This is a genomic window from Brevundimonas sp. Soil_N_31, assembly GCF_057655995.1.
The window spans coordinates 17745-36005 of the sequence record NZ_JBDGLE010000006.1; the positions used below are offsets into that span (position 1 = coordinate 17745).

Below are 18261 nucleotides of genomic sequence, written 5' to 3' on the forward strand. Positions count from 1 at the left end.
CAATGAGGCCGGGGCGTGTCCGACCTTCAAGCCTCCCGCAAACACCCCTCATCCGTCAGGCTGCGCCTGCCACCTTCTCCCTCAAGGAGAGAAGGACCATTCTTGGCGAACCTCTTCGTCCGTTTCCTGCCGTAGCCGCGCCGCGCGCTCGGCCGCGAACCGTTCCGGCGAAAGACGCGACAGCGCCCAGATCGCCCCGCCGCGCACCACGGAGGCGGGGTCGTCCAGCAGGGCCTCGACCGGCGCGATCAGCGCAGCGTCCCCGGAATTGCCCGCCGCATACAGGGCATTGCGAATGAACCGGTCGCGGCCGATGCGCTTGACCGGGCTCTTGGTGAACAGGGCGCGGAAGGCGGGGTCGTCCAGCGCCAGCAGGTCCGCCAGCGGCGGCGACTTCAGCGCGTCGCGCGCCTGCAGCCGCGCCTCCGACGCGCCTTGCGCGAACTTGTTCCACGGACAGGCGGCCAGACAGTCGTCGCAGCCGTAGATGCGGTTGCCCGTCGCGATGCGGAACTCGCGCGGCCAGGCGCCCGCATATTCGATGGTCAGGTAGGAGAGGCAGCGCCGGGCGTCGATCTGGAACGGCGCCGGAAAGGCCTGGGTCGGGCAGGCGTCCAGACAGGCGGTGCAGCGGCCGCAATGCTCGACCTCGGCCTCGTCCGGCTCGATCTCGGCGGCGGTCAGTATAGTCCCCAGGAACAGCCAGTTGCCGTGGGTGCGGCTGAGCAGATTGGTGTGCTTGCCCTGCCAGCCCAGGCCCGCCCGCTGGGCCAGCGGCTTCTCCATCAGGGGGGCGGTGTCGACGAAGACCTTGACCTCCTGACCCAGCCGCGCGGCGATCTGGCCCGCCAGGATCTTCAGTCGCCCCTTGATGACCTCATGATAGTCGTCGCCGCGCGCATAGACGGAGATATAGCCCGCCGAGGCGTCCTCAAGCTCGGGCCGGGGGTCTTCGTCGGGGCCGTAGTTCATGCCCAGCACGATGGCGGTCTTCGCCGCGTCCCACATGGCGGTGGGATGGGCGCGGCGCTCCAGCGTCGTCTCCATCCAGCCCATGTCGCCGTGACGACCCGCATCGACGAAATGGGCCAGCTTCTCGCCCGCGCTCCACGGATCGCTGGCCGAGGCGAAGCGGCACACGCCGAAGCCCAGTTCGGCGGCGCGTTGTCGGATGAAGATGCGGGGATCGGCCGCCATGAGGGCGCTTTAGACCATTATCGGTTTGGATTGAATCAATCCAAACTCAGATCAATGGTCCAAAATAAATGCTTGAGCGAAGATCTGGGTTCACATGCGATCGCATGTGAACCGATTTCGCTTTAGCCCTGTGGAGCCTCAGAAGTCGAGGTCGGCGTACCAGGGCGCCGGATGCACGCCGGGGAAACGGTCGCCCAGCAGAGGGCGGAAACAGGGGCGCGACTTCAGCTTGGAGTACCACAGCTTCAGCGACGGCCAGGACGCCCAGGCGATCTCGCCGAAATAGTCCAGCACTGACAGATGGCCCGCTGCGATCAGGTCGGCCTGGCTGAGACGGCGCCCGGCCAGCCACTCGCGACTCGACGCCAGCGGCTCCAGCACCGTCAGATGGCTTTTCAGCGCCTCGCGGCCTTCGCGCAGCATGCGGGCGTCGGGCGGTCCCAGGCGCAGGAGGGGCTTCTCCATCCGCTCATGCAGCAGGACGGCGTCCACCTCGTCGGTGAAGCGGCGGCTGAACCAGGTCGCCAGACGGCGCGCCTCGGCGCGTTCGGCCGCATCGGCGGGCAGCAGGAAGTCGCCCTTGGAACGGTCTTCCAGCCAGCCCAGGACGGCGTCCAGTTCGCACAGGGTCAGCGGCCGGTTCTTCTCGGTCGTCGTCAGCACCGGCGGCATGCCGGAGGGGTTCAGCTCGAACAGGGGGCAGTCGTCCTCCCACGGACGCACCGCCTCCTCGCCATACTCGACCTTGGCCTCGCCCAGCGCCAGCCGCGCCGTGCGCGAAGCCGGATGAAAGGCGAAATGATAGAGGACGGCGGGCGTGGACATCGTCCGCCTTCATGCGCCCGCGCGCGTTAAGGCTCCGTTTACCGCGCGCGATTGTCGCAGGGGGTCAGGACCAGGGGCCGGTGCGGGCCACAGGCGCGTCGGGCGCGGTCGGTTCCGGCGCCGTCGGGCGAGCGGGGGCGAAGGCGCCGCCGTGCGGTTCGGCCGCGCCGCGCGGGTCGGCGTGGATCAGGATGTCGGCGTGGGGAAAGGCCTTCAGCACCCGCTTCTCGGCGTCCAGGATGATGTCGTGCGCGGCCTTGAGGCTGAGCTCGGGGTCCAGGTCGACGTGCATCTGCACCATCAGGGCCTGACCGGCCATGCGGGTGCGCAGCTGGTGGACGTTGGCGATGCGGGGGTCTTCGGTCACGGCGGCGACGATGGCGGCGCGCTCCTCGTCCGAGGCGGCCTGGTCCAGCAGGTGGCCGGCCGCGCCCTTCAGCAGATTGATCGCGCCCCAGGCCAGCCAGACCGCGACCACCAGGCCCGCCGCCGCGTCCAGCCCCGGCGCCTTGAGGAAGGCGCCCGAGATCACCCCGATCAGCACCACGACGCTGGCGGCCAGGTCGGCGACGTAGTGGGTGCGGTCGCCCGCCACGGCCAGGGAGCCGGTCTTCTTCATCGCCCGCGTCTGCATCCACACCAGGCCCGCCGTGACGGCGATGGACAGGACGACCACGCCGACGGCCCAGCCGCCCGAGGTGACGGGGCGCGGGTCGAAGATGCGCTGCACCGCCTCCCAGCCGATGAAGACGCCGGACGCCAGCACCATGCCCGCCTGCACCAGGGAGGCCAGGCCCTCGGCCTTGCCGTGTCCATAGCGATGGTCGTCGTCGGGCGAGGCGGCGGCCCAGCGCACGGCGAAAAAGGTCGCCAGCGACGCGATCAGGTCCAGCGTCGAATCCGCCAGGCTGGCTAGGATGGAGACCGAGCCGGACGCGCCCAGGGCGAAGGCCTTCATGACGATCAGCAGGACCGCCGTCGCCACCGACAAGGTGGTGATCCGGCGCGTGGTCTCATGGGCGGCGTCGAGGGGGGAGGCGGTCATTTCACTGCCCTTGTCGCTCAAAACAGCGCCCGCGCCAATGGCGGCGGCGGGGCTGGGACGCTAAGGAGAGGAGACGGGACGTCGCAGGGCGCAGCGCGCCCGACGTAAAGATCGAGACGGAGCATTCATGGCGGACTGGCTGACGGCGATCCTTCTGGGTCTGGTCGAAGGGTTGACCGAGTTCATTCCGGTGTCGTCCACCGGCCACCTGCTGCTGCTGGGGCATTTCCTCGGCTTTGAAAGCACCGGCAAGACGTTCGAGATCGTCATCCAGCTGGGCGCCCTGCTGGCCATCATCAGCGTCTATCTGAAGCGGTTGTGGTTCCTTGCGACGCGCTGGCCCTTCGACCCCGAGGCGCGGCGCTTCCTGATCGGCCTGCTGGTCGCCTTCGCCCCCGCCGTGGTGATCGGCTTCCTGGCCTACGGCTTCATCAAGACGGTGCTGTTCGAGACGCCGCTGGTGGTTTGCGTCGCCCTGATCGTCGGCGGGGTGCTGCTGCTGTGGCTGGACCGGATGAACAAGGTTCCGGCCTATCTCGACGCGGACCGCTATCCCTTCCGGGTCTATTTCCTGATCGGCCTGTTCCAGTGCCTGGCCATGATCCCCGGCGTGTCGCGCTCGGGCGCCACCATCGCCGGCGGCCTGCTGCTGGGCACGGACAAGCGGTCGGCGGCCGAGTTCAGCTTCTTCCTGGCCCTGCCGACCATGGGGGCGGCGGTCTTCTATGATCTGTTCAAGAACCGCGACGTGCTGGATTTCAGCGACCTGGGCCTGATCGCCATCGGCTTCATCGCCGCCTTCGTCTCGGCCCTGGCTGTGGTGCGCTTCCTGCTCGACTTCGTGTCCAAGCGCGGCTTCGGCCCCTTCGCCTGGTGGCGCATCGTGGTCGGCGTCGTCGGCATCATCGGCCTGGGCGTGACGGGCGCGCTGTAGAATCGATAACCCTAAGCCGTCATCCTCGGGCTTGACCCGAGGATCGGTCTGACCATCGGCAGGGCGCATGAAGTCGAGAGCGCGCGTCTTCACTCGATCCTAGGGTCAAGCCCGAGGATGACGGAGGCAGGAAGACGCGCCGAAGTCAGGCGGCGGGGCTTTCGGCGTACTGGCCGCCGTCGCGGTAGCGCCACAGATAGCTCGGCGCGATGGCCTCCAGGCCTGAAGGCTCGACGCCCAGGTCGGCCAGGCCCTTGGCGCCCGGCGCCACGACGTTGTCGCTCTCCAGCAGCACCACCTGATCCCTGGTCAGGGCCGGGACCAGGCCGATCATGGCCGGGATCTGGGCCAGCGAGCCGATCAGACGCGCGACCGGGAAGGGCAGCGGCAGAAGGATGTTCCTGCGGTTGGTTTCACGCAGGATGAACTTCAGGATGTCCTCGAAGGTCCAGACCGACGGGCCGCCCAGCTCATAGGTCTCGCCCTCGGCTTCGGGGGCGACGGTCGCGCGGGCGACGGCCTCGGCGGCGTCGGCGACGTAGACGGGCTGGAACCTGGTCTGGCCGCCGCCGATCAGCGGCAGGACCGGCGACCAGGTCGCCATGGCGGCGAAGCGGTTCAGGAACTGGTCGCCCGAGCCGAAGACGATCGACGGGCGCACGATCACTGCGCCGGGGAAGGCGGCGCGCACGGCGGCCTCGGCCTCGCCCTTGGTGCGGGCGTAGTCGGCCTTGCCGTTGGCGTCGGCGCCCAGGGCCGAGATATGGGTCAGACGCTTGGCGCCCGCCGCCCTGGCCGCCTCGGCGACGTTGGTCGCGCCCTCGACGTGCAGGGTCTGGAACTTGCGGCCGCCGGTCTCGAACAGGATGCCGACCAGGTTGATCACGGCGTCGGCGCCGCGGACGGCCTGCGCCACCGCAGCCTTGTCGGTGATGTCGCAGCGCACGACCTGAACCTGGCCGACGTCGCCGGCCATGTGCAGCACGGGCGCGCTCTTGGCGTTGCGCGCGGCGACGCGCACGCGCCAGCCGCGACGGGCCAGGGCGCGCACGACCTGGGTTCCGATGAAGCCCGAGCCTCCGAACACAGTGACCAGACCGGGGGCGAAATCAGCCATCTCAGACGCTCCAACGCCAAGCCCCGGCCGCAGACGTAGCCGGAGGCGAAAATCTCATGGGCGGGGCTTAACCGAAGCGGCCCCGCCCCGCAACGAGAAGGGGCGGGATTCCGCCCTGCCCGCCTGCCCGATCAGTCGGCCCCCTCAGTCCGCCCGGTGGACGATCCGCCCGCCCACGACCGTCAGCACGGCCCGGCCCTTGGGGATGTCGGCGGCGGGGACGGTCATCAGGTCGATGTCGAAGGCGGTGAAGTCACCGCGCTTGCCCACCGCGATGGTGCCCAGTTCATTCTCTCGGAAGCTGGCGTAGGCGGGCCACAGGGTGAACATCTTCAGCGCCGTCGCCCGATCGACCGCTTCGTTCGGGCGCCAATCCGGACCCTGGAAGCCGTTCAGATCGCGCCGCGCCACGGCGGCGTAGAACTCGATCAGCGGATCGCCCCGTTCGACGGGCGCGTCCGAGCCGCCGACCACGATCACCCCGCGATCCACCAGCGTATGCCAGGCGTAGGCCCCGTCCAGCCGCGCGTCGCCCAGGCGGTCGGCGGCGAAATGCAGGTCGCCTATGGCGTGGCTGGGCTGCATGGAGGCGATGATCGGCAGTTCGTCGAAATAGTGATAGTCGCTAGGCCGGATGATCTGGGCGTGCTCGATGCGCCAGCGCGGATCGGCCAGCTTCCACTCGGCCTTCGGCACGGCGCGCAGGGCTTCTTCATACCAGGCGGCGACGTCGTGGTTGCCCTGGTCGCCGATGGCGTGGGTGGCGATCTGGACGCCGGTGCGCAGCGCCTCCTGATACAGGGGCATGACCTCCTCGCGCGAGGTGCGCATCAGGCCGGTGGCGTCCGGGCGATCCGAATAAGGCTCGAACAGCTTGGCCCCGCGCGAGCCCAGGGCGCCGTCGGCGTAGAATTTGATCGCCCGCGTGATGACCAGGCCGTCGCCCGCGTCGCGCGGGCCGCCCGCCATCAGGGCGCGCGCGTCGCCCATGTCGATGTTGTTGTAGACGCGGGCCGTGGCCTCGCCGTCGCGCGCCATCTGCTCCAGCAGAGGCACGTCCTTCCACGGCGCGCTCATGAAGTGGATGCCGGTCCAGCCGTAGCGGGCGTAGACGTCGAAGCCCGCGCGATAGGCCGCGCGCGTGGCCGCCGCATCGGCCTGGGGCGCCAGGCCCGCGATCAGATCGCCCGAAGCGTCGACCAGCAGGCCCGTCGGCCGGCCGTCCGGTCCCTTCAGAATGTCCCCGCCCGAGGGCGAGGGCGTCGAGGCGTCGATCCCCGCCGCCTTCATCGCCGCGCTGGACACGGCCACCGCATGGCCGTCGGCGCGGGTCAGCATCACGATCCGGCCCGGCGCGGCGGCGTCCAGGTCGGCGGCGGTCAGGAAGCGCTTCTCGGGCCAATGGGTCTCGATCCAGCCGCGGCCGACGATGACGCCCTCGGGATGGGCCTCGGCCCAGGCGCGGAGCCTCTGCATGGCCTCGACGACCGAGGCGGAGCCTTCCAGGTTCAGCGTCGTCTCGCGCCAGCCGATGCCGTCCAGGTGGGCGTGGCCGTCGGTGAAGCCGGGGAACAGCGCCGCCCCCTTCAGGTCCACCACCTCCAGCCCCTCGGGCGAGGGCGCGCCGTTCGCCGCGCCGACATAGGCGATGCGTCCGTCGCGCACGACCACCACCTCGGCGGTCGGCCGGGCTTCGTCGCCGGTATGGATCGGCCCGCCCCGGATCAGCAGGTTCTGGGCGTAGGCCGCAGGGGCGGCCGCCAGCATCAGGGCGGCGGCCAGGGACAGGGTCTTCAGGGTTCGGATCATCAGCGCCTCCAGTCGCGGCGCAGGGGAGCCGCAGCCGGGCTTGGCGTCAAGCGATCCTGCGCGCATCATCGCCGCATGAAGCTGTTCACCATCGGCTATGAAGGCGCGACGCAGGCCCAGGTCATCGACCGGCTGAAGGCGGCGGGGGTCGAAATGGTCGCCGATGTGCGGGCGGTCGCCTCGTCACGCATCGCCGGCTTCTCCAAGACCGTGCTGGGCGAAAGCCTGAAGGCCGAGGGGCTCGACTATCTGCAGCTGCGCGCCCTGGGCACGCCCAAGGCCGGGCGCGACGCGGCGCGCAAGGGCGACGCCGCGACCATTCGCGCCGTCTTCAGCGCCCATATGCAGGAGCCGGACGCCGAGGCCGCCTTCCAGCAACTGCGCCATGCGGCGGGCGAACGGCGCGTCGCCCTGCTGTGCTTCGAGGCCGACGCCTGCGGCTGCCACCGCTCCATCCTCGCAGACCAGCTGGCGCGCGAGGACGGGGCGGAGGTGACGAACCTCTAGGCGGTCTTACGGGCGCCCCACCACCTGATCGACCGAGTTGCTGGTGACCGGGTGATACAACGGCCGGGCCTTGGCGTAGATGCGCGTGGCGATCGGGCGGCCCCAGTCGCCTTCGACCCACAGGGTCTGGAACAGCGGCAGGACGAATTTGCGCCGTCCCTGGCTGGTCAGGAAGCGGTCGGCCACAGCTACGGCGGGCTCGTAGCGGTTGGCCAGGGCGGCCTGCAGCCAGGCGAAGACCAGTTCTGCGTTGCCTTCGCGGTCCAGCTTCAGCGTGCTTTCCAGATCAGCCAGCTGAGCCGGGCTCAGCCAGTCGGCGCCCGCCGCCAGCCCCTCGGGCCGCCACGACAGGAAGCGCAGGCGCTGCTGGGTGTTCCAGTCCTTCCACGGCACGGCCGAGGCCGGGCCCTTGGCGACGTAGAAGGCGCGCGCGGCCGCATCGACCGGCTCGAAGGCGTGCGACACCGGCGCCTGGACGTTGGACGGCAGGCCCGGCTCATAGACCCAGGCGTTCAGCTGCAGCCGTTGCTCCAGGCCTGCGTCGCCCTTGATCAGGTGCGTGCGGATGTCCTCCAGAAAACGCTCCGACGTCATCGGCCGCCAGGCGTTGCGCTCGAAATAGCCGCGCAGCCAGGCGTCGAACGCCTCGCGCCCGGCGATCTGTTCGATGGTCCGCAGGAAGGCGGCGCCCTTGTCATAGGCGATGGTGTTCATGCCGTCGTCGGGATCGCGCCCGGTCAGCTCCAGGTGCAGGCGGGTGTCGGCCGGGGCCAACTCCTTCAGCTCGTCCTGCAGCCCGCCCCAGGCCAGAACCTGCTCCTGCACGGCGGCGTCGCGGCCGTAAACGGCCTCCATGATCCGGTTCTCGAAATAGGAGGTGAAGCCTTCGTTCAGCCAGAAGTCGTCCCAGGTGGCGTTGGTCACGAGGTTGCCCGACCAGCTATGCGCCAGCTCATGCGCCACCAGCGAGACCAGCGAGCGGTCTCCGGCGATGATGGTCGGGGTGGCGAAGGTCAGCATGGGGTTCTCCATGCCGCCGAAGGGGAAGCTGGGCGGCAGGACCAGAAGGTCGTAGCGGCCCCAGCGATAGGGGCCGTACAGGGCCTCGGCCGCGTCCACCATCTCGGCGGTCGGCTGAAGCTCGTGCGCCGAGGCCTGAAGCTGGCTCGGCTCGGCCCAGACGCCGGTGCGCTCGTCGAACGGGGCGAAGGCCAGGTCGCCGACGCCGATGGCTATCAGATAGGGCGGGATGGGGTTGTCCAGCTTGAAGCGCCAGGCCTTGGTCCCGGCGCCGGCCGCCTCGCCCTTCGGCGTCAGCTGCTCGGCCGACATGACGACGGTCAGGTCGGCGGGGGCGGTGATGCGGGCGCTGTAGGACTGGCGGATGCCCGGGCTGTCCTGGGTGGGAATCCAGGTGCGGGTCAGGATCGCCTGGCCCTGGCTGAACAGATAGGGCTTCTGGCCGCCCGCCGTCTGCTGCGGGCTGAGCCACTGCAGGGCGGAGGCGTCGGGGCGGGTGGAATAGTCGACGACGATCTTCTGCGTCTCGCCGCCCTGGAAGGCCGGGATGCGCACGGTCAGGGGCTGGCCCTTGATCGGATCAGACGCGCCCAGGCTCCATTGCAGGGCGCGGCCCTGGGCGTCGGTCACGCCCTTGATGTCCAGCATCTTGGCGTCCAGCACCACCTCGGTCGCGCCAGGACGGCCGGTCACGTCCAGCGTCGCCTTGCCCGCCAAGGTCTTGGCGGCGAAGTCGGCGGCCAGGTCCAGGTCGACGTGCGTCACCCGCGCCTCGGCCGGGCGGGCGTAGGAGTGGGCGTCGTTGACGTAGTCGGTCGCGGGGGCCGGCGCCGGCGTGGCGGGGACCAGAGGAGTCATGGGGGTGATCTCTCCGGTCGTGGCGCAGGCGCCCAGGGACGTGGCGAGGGCGGCGGCGAGGGCGAGGGCGGAAACCCGCCCGACCAGCTTCAGGGTCATCGAACGCTCCGTATTCAGATGCGCCCGAAAAGGCCCCCTCGCGCCCGAAAGATCAAGCCTTTGCTGCGGGCGGCGGCAGGTGTTGCGCCTTGAACAGCCGCCCCTTCTCGGCCGCCAGCACCAGCGCCAACGCCGCGACGCCCAGCAGGACGAAGCCCACGGTCATCGGCACGGTCGAACCGTCGAACTGCTGGCCGATGGCGAAGCCCAGCAGCGCCCCGCCGATCGAGGAGATGAAGCCCTGGGCCGAGGAGGCCGTGCCCGCGATATGGCCCATCGGCTCCATGGCCATGGCGCCGAAATTGCCGGCGATGAAGCCGAAGCAGAACATCTTGCAGGCCTGCAGTGCGGCGAACATCCACAGGCTGTCGTGGCCCAGCCAGGCGATCACGGCGTGCAGGGCGCTGAAGCCGATGAAGCCGATCAGGGCCGTATGCGCGATCAGGCGCGAGCCCAGCTTCTCGACCAGGCGGGCGTTCAGGATCGAGGCCACGGCGATGCCCGCCGCCACCAGGGCGAAGACGACCGGGAACAGGCCCGGCGCCTTGAACACGTCGAAGAAGATCTGCTGCGAGGAGTTGATGAAGCCGAACAGCGCCCCGCTGATGACCGTCATGGCCAGGGTGTAGCCCATGCCCTGGCGGCTGGTCAGGGCGAAGCGGAAGGCGCCGGCGATGCGGCCGAGATTGATCGGCATGCGGTCCTCGGCGTGCAGGGTCTCGGGCAGGCGCAGTCCCGCCCAGATCATGAAGGCGCCGCCCGCCAGGGCGAAGACGCCGAAGATCCACGGCCAGGGCGCGACCAGCATGATCATCTGTCCCACGGCGGGCGCCAGGATGGGCACGCCCAGGAAGACCAGGAAGCTCAGCGACATGACGCGCGCCATGGTCCGCCCGGCATAGCGGTCGCGCACGATGGAGACGGCCAGCACCCGCGTCGCCGCGGCCCCGATCCCCATGCCGACCCGCGACAGGATCAGCATGTCGAAGGTGTGGGCGAAGGCGGCCAGCACGCTGAAGGCGACATAGATCCCTATGCCCGCGAACAGCGCCGGGCGGCGACCGTACCGATCCGACAACGGGCCGTAGAGCAGCTGCGCCACGCCGAAGCCCAGCAGATAGGCGGTGATCACCCACTGGCGGCTGTTCTCATTGGTCACGCCCAGGTCTTCGCCGATGTGGGGCAGGGCCGGCAGCATGGCGTCGATCGCCAGGGCGTTCAGCGCCATCATCACGGCGATCAGGCAGACGAATTCGGCGAAGCCCGGCCCCTTGGCGGGAAGCGACGGCTTGGCCTCGATCTCGGCGGGCGGGGTCGGGGCTCGGGTCATGGAGAGCAGATGCAGCCTGCGACAGGCTGACGCAACCCTGCAAAGGTGAAGTTTTTCGCGCTGCAACAATAAGTCAGGCGATGAGCGGGACCAGACCTGGAGCCTAGTCCTTCACCTGAATCCGCGCCGTCACCGACATGCCGGGCGACAGACGCTCGACGCCTTCCTGCCCCGGATCGACGGCGATGCGAACGGGGATGCGCTGGGCCACCTTGGTGAAGTTGCCGGTGGCGTTGTCGGGGCGGATGACGCTGAACTCCGAGCCGGTGGCGGGCGAGATGCGCTCGACCTTGCCGGTCAGGACGCGGCCGCCCAGGGCGTCGACGGTGATCTTGACCGGCTGGCCGACGCGCACGTCGCGCATCTGGTTCTCCTTCATATTGGCCGTGACCCAGACCACGTCGGGGACCAGGGCCGTCATCTGCGTGCCGACCGCCACCTGCTGGCCCTGACGCATGGAGATCTCGCCCAGCCGGCCGTCGCGCGGCGCCTCGATGCGGGTATTGTCCAGGTCGATCTGGGCCAGGCGCACCTGGGCGCGGGCGTTCTCGACAGCGGCCTCCAGCGAGCCGCGGCTGACCACGGCCGAGGTCACGCCGGTCTGGGCCACGTCCTCGGCGGCGCGGGTTTCGGCCAGTTGAGCCTCGGCGGCGCGCAGGGCGTTCTGGGCCACGTCGACCTGGGCCTGGGCGACCCAGCCGCCCTCGAACAGGGTGCGCACGCGCGTCGCATCGGCGCGGGCCTTGGTCACGGCCGACTGGGCGGCGGCGATGGCGGCGCGCGTCTGGGCCACCGATCCGCGCGCCGAGGCCTGGCTCTGGGCCGAGTTGGCCAGGGCCGCCTCGGCCGAGTGCAGCGACGCCTGCGCCTGCTCCAGCCGCTGACGATAGATGCGGTCGTCGATGGTGGCCAGCAGCTGGCCCTGCTTCACCGTCTGGAAGTCCTGCACCTCGACTGAGGTGACATAGCCGCTGACCTGGGGGCTGATGATCGTCACCTGGCCGCGCACATAGGCGTTGTCCGTCGTCTGCGGTCCGCCCGAGAACGGCGGCAGGCCCCAGGCGTGCAGGATCAGCCCGGCCCCGATCAGGGCGATCACGCCCAGGACCACGCCCCACATCATCCGCCGCTCCTTGGAGACGAGAGGCGGGGGCGCGGCGGGCGCGGGCGGCGGCGCCGGAGCCGGCGTTGGGGCTTGGGCGGGAGGCGGCGGGGCGGAGGGGGAGGCGTCGGTCATGGTCGTATCCGGTTCACTCGGCGGAGGGCGCCGGCGCTTGGCTCGCCTGGGCGGCGTCGCGACGGCGGGCGCACAGCGCCTCGATGCGGGGGCGGTAATGGTTGACGGCGACCCAGACGGCGCCGACGGCGGCGACCACGGCGATCATCAGGAAGACGTCGTTGTAGGCCAGCACCTGGGCCTGTTGGCTGACCTGCTGGTGCAGCAGGCGCAGGGCCGCGCTCTGGCGCAGGGCCGGGTCGTCGATGACATGGGCGTAGGCGCCGCCCAGCTGTTGCAGCCGCTGCACCGTCTCGGGATCGCCCAGGCCGATGCTCTCGGCCAGCTGGTTGGAATGGAACTTCTCGCGCAGGGTCTGGACGGTGCCGATCAGGGCCGAGCCCATCAGACCGCCGACGTTCTGACACAGGGAGAAGAAGATGATGAAGCTGATGAAGCTCTTGCCGCCGCCCTGCAGCACCTTGCCGAAGCCGATGATCATCGTCGGCCCGATGAAGAAGGCGGCGGCGAAGGCCAGCAGGGCCTGGCTGACGTACAGCTCGCCCGGCCGCGTCAGCACGGTGGCGTGGCTGTCCAGATAGGCGCCCAGGGCGATGAGGCCCAGCGCGATGGAGATCGGCTTCCACAGCTTGGTCGGGTTCAGGGTGAAGGCGCTGACCAGCGACCCCGCCGCTGTGGCCGCCAGCATGACCCAGAACAGGTCATGCATCTGGTCGTTGCCCAGCCCCATCTGCTGCAGGAAGCCGACCGCGCCGGTCGTCTGTTCCGACAGCACGATCCGCACCAGCAGGATGGCCAGCATCAGCCGCACGATGTCGCGTCCGGCCAGCCAGCGCAGGTCGATCAGGGGGTTGGCGCGGTTGTATTCATGAATGGCGGCGGCCGACAGCAACAGGACGGCGGCGGCCAGGGCCCAGCCGACCCACGGCGCCTCCAGCCACCAGACGATCCGCCCCAGGCCCAGCACGGCGCTGAGCAGCGCCATGCCCGGCGCGAACAGGGCGAAGGTGATGAAGTCCTGCGGCTCGAAGCTCTTGATGCGCTGGGCGGGCGGCATCTTCAGGGCGAAGACGGCGGCCAGCGTCACCAGCACCAGCCCGACCTCGAACATGTAGAAGGCCCGCCACAGGTCGCGGTCCAGCAGGGTGGTCAAACCCAGCCGCGCCATGGGGATGGCCAGGCTGGACAGGCCGACGCCCAGGATGATGCTTTTCAGGCGGTGCTGCGCCGGGAAGGCCTGGATGATGTAGAGGATGCCCAGGGTCGTCATGCCCGCGGCCGCGACCCCGGCGACCGCGCGAACCACCAGGGTGGAGACGAAGTCCTGCAGGAACAGGTGCGCCAGGGCGGCGGCCAGGAAGACGATCAGCACGATCTCGGCGAACAGCCGCAGGCCGTATTGCAGCCGGAACTTGACCAGCAGCAGGTTCATGCTCGCATTGGTCATGACGAAGATGACCGGCAGCCAGGCCGCCTCGGCCAGGGTCACGCCCAGCGATCCCGCCAGTTGCGGCTGACTGGCCGTCACCGCCGCATTGCCCAGACTGCCGGTCAGAGTGACCAGGGCGCCGACCAGGCCATAGGCCAGACGCCAGGGCATGGCGTGGTCCGGCGTGGACGGCGAGCCGGGCATGACCGGCCGCTCGTGCGGCTTCAGCGTGGCGAAGAAATCCTCCCACGGCAGATTCCAGTGATGGCGGCTCATGCGCGGGCCCCGCCTTGCGGGCGCACCATGTCCAGCGCCAGCTCCAGCGAGCGGCGGCTGAGGGCGATGCGGTCCTCGGGCGAGACGACCGCCCGCGACGGCGCCCCCAGCATCAGGGCCAGGACGCGAATGTCCTCGACCGTCAGGTCGGGCCGCACCCGCCCCGCCGCCTGGGACACGGCCAGGGCCTCGGCCCCGGCTTCGCGCACGCCCTGGCGCACCGGCTCCATCGCCTCGACCTTCAGGTCGCGGATGAGCGCGGACAGGCCGGCGCTGGTCATCATCAGGGCGACCAGCTGTTCCAGGAACCACAGGAAGGCGTCGGGATCATCCAGCCGCGCGCGCGTGCGGCGGCCCAGATCCTCGATCTGCTCGACGAAGATCGCCAGCACCAGCGCCGACCGATCGGCGAAATTTCGATACAGCGTCGCCCGCCCCACCCCGGCCTTTTCGGCGATCAGGTGCAGGGGCACGTCCAGCCCGTCGCGCGCAAAGGCCTCCTCGGCCGCCTTCAGCAGCCTTTCGCGGCGTTCCGCGGCGTCTTGTCGCAAGGGACGGTTCATGAGACGCTAAGTGGACACTTGTGTCCGGTTGTTCAAGAGGCATTCGTCTCTTGAATGCGCAAGACGCGCGCAAGCTGCGCCGCGACGGCCCGCCGGGCGCATCGCCGTGCTACAAGTCGCGTTGCAGACGAGGGACGAGGAAGGACGATGATGCCCGCACGCCCATGGAAAGCCCTCGCGGTCCTCGGCGGCTGCGTGATGCTGTCGGGCTGCTATTCCTGCTCGCTCAACGGCGGCTGGGAGCGGCAAATGAATCCGTTCTGCGCCGAGGACGGCGCCCTGGTCGGCGCCGCTCCCTTGTCCGTTGAAGCGTCCGCGATCCCGCTAGCGGATCGTCATGCGCGATACGATGCGCCGAGGAGAGCGTCGCTCCAATCCTCAGCGGAGACTTGAAGTCAGCTGGTGCCGGTGGTCGGACTCGAACCGACACTCCTTGCGGAACCGGATTTTGAGTCCGGCGCGTCTACCAATTTCACCACACCGGCACGGCTAGGCTCAAGGCGGCGCAATCTAGCGGCGGCGAAGCCTCCGTCAATCGGTGAAGCGCCGCCGCCGCCAGTTTTTATCGGATGAGGGAGGCCTGAAGGCTCAGGCCGCCGCCACCGTCTGTTCGATGGCGCCGAACAGGGTGTGGTGCTTGTCGTCCAGCATTTCGATGCGGACGGTGTCGCCGTGCTTGAGGAAGGGGGTCTTGGCCGCGCCGGTCTGGATGGTTTCGACCGTGCGGATCTCGGCGATGCAGGAATAGCCCAGGCCGCCTTCGGATACCGGCTTGCCGGGGCCGCCGTCGGCGTCCTTGTTCGACACCGTGCCCGAGCCGATGACCGTCCCGGCGCTTAAGGAGCGGGTCTTGGCCAGATGGGCGATCAGCGTGCCGAAGTCGAAGGTCATGTCGACGCCCGCGTCGGCCTTGCCGAAGTCTTGGCCGTTGATCTGAACCAGCAGCGCGCCCGACAGCTTGCCGTCCTTCCAGCGGTCGCCGAGGGCGTCCGGCGTGACGAAGACCGGCGACAGGGCGCTGGCCGGCTTGGACTGGACGAAGCCGAAGCCCTTGGACAGTTCGGCCGGGATCAGGTTGCGAAGCGAGACGTCGTTGACCAGGCCGACCAGACGGATCGCCGCCAGGGCCTCTTCCCGCGTCGCGCCCAGCGGGACGTCGCCGGTCACAACCACGATCTCGGCCTCCAGGTCGCAGCCCCAGGCCTCGTCCTTCAGCGGGATGGCGTCGCGCGGCGACAGGAAGCCGTCGGAGCCGCCCTGATACATCAGCGGGTCGGTCCAGAAGCTCTGCGGCATCTCGGCGCCGCGCGCCTTACGCACCAGTTCGACGTGGTTCACATAGGCCGAGCCGTCCGCCCACTGATAGGCGCGGGGCAGAGGGGCGGCGGCGTCGCGCTCGTGGAAGCGGCCGCGCGGCACGCCTTCGTGCTCCAGGCTCTCGGCCAGGGCGCGCAGCAGCGGCTCGCACCGCTCCCAGTCGTCCAGCGCCGCCTGCAGCGTCGGGGCGATCAGGAAGGCGTCCGTGAACCAGTTCAGGTCGTTGGAGACGACGACGAGGCGGCCGTCACGGCCGTGCTTGAGCGAGGCGAGTTTCATAGGGCGAGGCTAGTCTTGGCTGAGGCGATTGGGAAGCGGGGAGATGAGCGGGGCGGACGCCGTTCGATCAACTGTTCGGGGGCGAGATGACGGCGCGGGCTTCGGCGCCGGTCTGCTGGGCCGGGTCGCGGACCTCGACCTCGACGATGACGGCGCCCGCGGGTTCGTGCGCCCACAGGTAGCGGCGCTCGATCTCGACCGTGCGGCCGGACGGGGCCATGCCTTCATAGGTGTCGCCCCAGGGGGTGACGGCCTTCAGCTCGACCCAGCGCAGGCCGCAGGCGGCGTCCAATTCCTCGATGGCCATTTCCGACAGTTCGTCAGCGTGGGGCGCGGGGGTTTCAGGGCTCACAGCCATCGACGGACCTTCTGGCGATAGGCGTCGTATTCGGCGCCGAAACGGACGGAAAGATAGCGTTCCTCGCGGGCGATGACGAAGCGGTCGACCACGATCAGGCAGGGGAGCAGCAGACCGAGGGCGATCGGGCTGTCCATGGCGATCGCCAGCCCCAGATAGGTAATGGCGAAGCCCAGATAGATGGGGTTGCGGCTGAAGCGGTAGAGGCCGCCCGTGACCAGGACCGTCGTCGGCTTCCACGGCTCGGGCGGGGTGCCCAGACGACGGAAATAGCCGGCCGCAGCTCCGTCCAGAAACAGGCCGCCCAGGATCAACGCCAGGGCCGCGCCGCGCCGAACCTCGGTCGCCAGACCCAGCGACGGCTCGACCAGCCACTGGCCCAGCCCCCAGCCGCCCAGCAGGAAGGCGAAATAGATCGCGGGCGGCGGAACGACGACGCCGGAATGGTCGCCCTTGCTCATATCGCCTGCCCCATCGGCGCCGTGAAGTCGGAGGTCGGAGCGTCGCCCGTGTTTACGACCTCGGACGGCTCGAAAATCATCACCTCGGCCTCCTCGTCGGCGGCGGTGCGGTGTTCGACGCCGCGCGGGACGACGATGAACTGGCCGGGCTCCAGCGTCTCGATCCGGTCGCGGAACTCGACCCGGAACCGGCCTTTCCAGACCAGGAACATCTCATCCGCCTCGACATGGCTATGCCAGGGGAAGATCCCCTGCACCTTGACCAGTCGCACGTCCTGACCGTTCAGCTGCGCCGCGACGCGCGGCCGCCAGTGATCGGAGAAGGCCGCGAACTTCTGTTCGAGATCGACGACCTGGCCGGTCATCGCGACACTTCGTCGCCGTAGATGGCCACGCGGGCAGGCGCACTTGAGGACACCGATCCACGATACATGCCCGAGGTGTTCATCGAGAAGGCGTGGACGCCGTCCTTGCCCATGACGATGACGCCGCCGTCCCCGCCGATGGTCCCGACCTCGGCGATCTCGGCGTCGGCGGCGGCCTGGACGGTCGCGCCTTCGGCCGTGCGGCGGCAGATGTCGCGCGCGACCGTGGCGCGGATGAAATACTCGCCCGTGCCGGTGGCCGAGACGGCGCAACCGTCGGCGTTGGAGGCGTAGGTGCCCGCGCCGATGATCGGCACGTCGCCGACCCGGCCCCAGCGCTTGGCCGTGGTGCCGCCGGTCGAGGTGCCGGCGGCCAGGCGGCCCTGGCTGTCGACGGCCACGGCGCCGACGGTGCCGAATTTGCGCTCGTCCAGCGGGGCTTCATGCAGGTTGAAGGCCAGCGGCGCGGCCGGGCCCAGGCGGGCCGGTTCGGCGGGCGCGCCTTCCGGGCGCGGCGGCAGGGGCTCGCCCCGGTCGCGCAGCGCCTTCAGCAGGGCCTGCCAGCGGCTTTCGGTGAAGAAGAAGGACGGCGCCACCTCCTCCAGCCCGGCCGTGCGGGCGAAGGTCTCGGCGCCTTCGCCGATCAGCATGACGTGGGGCGACTTCTCCATCACCGCGCGGGCGGCGGCGATGGGGTGGCGCGTGCGGGTCAGGCCCGCGACGGCCCCGGCGTTCAGGTCCGTTCCGTCCATGACGGCGGCGTCCAGTTCGTTCTTACCGGCCGAGGTGAAGACGGCGCCGCGCCCGGCGTTGAACAGGGGATTGTCCTCCATCACCTCGATGGCGGCCTGAACGGCGTCCAGCGACGAGCCGCCCCGCGCCAGCACGGCCGACCCGGCGTCCAGCGCGGCCTGCAGACCCGTGCGATAGGCGGCGTCGCGTTCCGGGCTCAGCTGGGCGCGTTCGATCACGCCCGCGCCGCCGTGGATGGCCAGCGACCATTGCGGCGCATCCTGAGCGACGGCCGGGCAAGCGAGCAAGGCGGCGGCCGCAGCGGCGGCGAAGGCGATGGATTTCATTTCAGGCTCCCCATTATTTTTCTCGTCCCCATGACATGGGGAGGTGGATCGGCGGCGTAGCCAACGAGACGGAGGGGCAGCTTGGTTTTACCGTCGCAAGGCCCCTCCACCACTTCGTGGTCCCCCTCCCCACGCAGTGGGGAGGAAAGCCTCAAC

17 protein-coding genes and 1 tRNA gene are annotated in these 18261 nt (G+C 69.7%); 2 read left to right on the plus strand and 16 right to left on the minus strand.

All coding sequences use genetic code 11. The features are described 5' to 3' along the window. Window positions 1–81 precede the first annotated feature (81 nt). The 3 genes from queG to AC3A3G_RS10880 all read right to left on the minus strand — a co-directional run bounded on the left by queG (window position 82) and on the right by AC3A3G_RS10880 (window position 3067). Window positions 82–1197 carry a tRNA epoxyqueuosine(34) reductase QueG gene (gene queG / locus AC3A3G_RS10870; protein ID WP_487488195.1) on the minus strand — a complete coding sequence of 372 codons (1116 nt, stop codon included), beginning with the start codon at window positions 1195–1197 and terminating at the stop codon, window positions 82–84. A gap of 138 nt (window positions 1198–1335) precedes the next feature. Next, window positions 1336–2022 (minus strand): FtsZ-binding protein FzlA, encoded by a 687-nt coding sequence (fzlA, locus tag AC3A3G_RS10875; protein ID WP_125900468.1) that lies wholly within the window; start codon window positions 2020–2022, stop codon window positions 1336–1338. Between the two features lie 64 nt (window positions 2023–2086). Continuing rightward, window positions 2087–3067: a cation diffusion facilitator family transporter gene (locus AC3A3G_RS10880; protein ID WP_487488196.1), complete on the minus strand. Its 981-nt coding sequence runs from the start codon at window positions 3065–3067 to the stop codon at window positions 2087–2089. A 127-nt stretch (window positions 3068–3194) separates the two neighbouring features. On the opposite strand from AC3A3G_RS10880, the gene AC3A3G_RS10885 reads away from it, so the two are divergent. Further along, the gene (locus AC3A3G_RS10885) at window positions 3195–4001 is read left to right on the plus strand and encodes an undecaprenyl-diphosphate phosphatase (protein WP_200168744.1); all 807 of its coding nucleotides are present in this window, start codon (window positions 3195–3197) and stop codon (window positions 3999–4001) included. 145 nt (window positions 4002–4146) lie between these two features. Here the strand turns inward: AC3A3G_RS10885 and AC3A3G_RS10890 are convergent, their stop codons facing one another. Together AC3A3G_RS10890 and AC3A3G_RS10895 are read right to left on the minus strand one after the other, a co-directional pair. Beyond that, entirely contained in the window at window positions 4147–5118 is a 972-nt protein-coding gene (locus AC3A3G_RS10890; RefSeq protein WP_487488197.1) for a complex I NDUFA9 subunit family protein, read from the minus strand. Between the two features lie 144 nt (window positions 5119–5262). Then, window positions 5263–6927, minus strand: a complete 1665-nt coding sequence (locus tag AC3A3G_RS10895; RefSeq protein WP_487488198.1) for an amidohydrolase — start codon at window positions 6925–6927, stop codon at window positions 5263–5265. A gap of 75 nt (window positions 6928–7002) precedes the next feature. On the opposite strand from AC3A3G_RS10895, the gene AC3A3G_RS10900 reads away from it, so the two are divergent. Then, complete coding sequence (locus AC3A3G_RS10900; protein ID WP_487488199.1) at window positions 7003–7434, plus strand: DUF488 domain-containing protein; 432 nt, start codon at window positions 7003–7005, stop codon at window positions 7432–7434. 6 nt (window positions 7435–7440) lie between these two features. Here AC3A3G_RS10900 and AC3A3G_RS10905 read toward each other — a convergent pair whose 3' ends face one another. From AC3A3G_RS10905 to AC3A3G_RS10955, 11 genes are all read right to left on the minus strand, one after another. After that, the gene (locus AC3A3G_RS10905) at window positions 7441–9411 is read right to left on the minus strand and encodes a M1 family metallopeptidase (RefSeq protein ID WP_487488200.1); all 1971 of its coding nucleotides are present in this window, start codon (window positions 9409–9411) and stop codon (window positions 7441–7443) included. 52 nt (window positions 9412–9463) lie between these two features. Then, window positions 9464–10741, minus strand: a complete 1278-nt coding sequence (locus AC3A3G_RS10910) for a multidrug effflux MFS transporter (protein ID WP_200215560.1) — start codon at window positions 10739–10741, stop codon at window positions 9464–9466. 103 nt (window positions 10742–10844) lie between these two features. Next, complete coding sequence (locus tag AC3A3G_RS10915) at window positions 10845–11978, minus strand: HlyD family secretion protein (RefSeq protein ID WP_487488201.1); 1134 nt, start codon at window positions 11976–11978, stop codon at window positions 10845–10847. Window positions 11979–11991: 13 nt separating this feature from the next. Then, the gene (locus AC3A3G_RS10920; protein WP_487488202.1) at window positions 11992–13683 is read right to left on the minus strand and encodes an efflux MFS transporter permease; all 1692 of its coding nucleotides are present in this window, start codon (window positions 13681–13683) and stop codon (window positions 11992–11994) included. Then, window positions 13680–14234 (minus strand): TetR/AcrR family transcriptional regulator, encoded by a 555-nt coding sequence (locus tag AC3A3G_RS10925; RefSeq protein WP_368925153.1) that lies wholly within the window; start codon window positions 14232–14234, stop codon window positions 13680–13682. The genes AC3A3G_RS10920 and AC3A3G_RS10925 overlap by 4 nt, the downstream gene beginning before the upstream one ends. A 412-nt stretch (window positions 14235–14646) precedes the next feature. Next, window positions 14647–14731 (minus strand) — tRNA-Leu (locus AC3A3G_RS10930). 103 nt (window positions 14732–14834) lie between these two features. After that, window positions 14835–15842, minus strand: a complete 1008-nt coding sequence (locus tag AC3A3G_RS10935) for a fumarylacetoacetate hydrolase family protein (protein ID WP_487488203.1) — start codon at window positions 15840–15842, stop codon at window positions 14835–14837. A gap of 67 nt (window positions 15843–15909) precedes the next feature. Continuing rightward, complete coding sequence (locus AC3A3G_RS10940; protein ID WP_368925151.1) at window positions 15910–16200, minus strand: hypothetical protein; 291 nt, start codon at window positions 16198–16200, stop codon at window positions 15910–15912. Beyond that, entirely contained in the window at window positions 16191–16661 is a 471-nt protein-coding gene (locus AC3A3G_RS10945) for a methyltransferase family protein (protein ID WP_487488204.1), read from the minus strand. Before AC3A3G_RS10945 ends, AC3A3G_RS10940 begins: the two co-directional genes overlap by 10 nt. Then, window positions 16658–17026, minus strand: coding sequence for a cupin domain-containing protein (locus AC3A3G_RS10950; protein ID WP_125900456.1), 369 nt, complete (start codon window positions 17024–17026; stop codon window positions 16658–16660). The genes AC3A3G_RS10945 and AC3A3G_RS10950 overlap by 4 nt, the downstream gene beginning before the upstream one ends. Further along, window positions 17023–18105, minus strand: coding sequence for an isoaspartyl peptidase/L-asparaginase family protein (locus AC3A3G_RS10955; RefSeq protein ID WP_487488205.1), 1083 nt, complete (start codon window positions 18103–18105; stop codon window positions 17023–17025). Before AC3A3G_RS10955 ends, AC3A3G_RS10950 begins: the two co-directional genes overlap by 4 nt. Window positions 18106–18261: the final 156 nt, after the last annotated feature.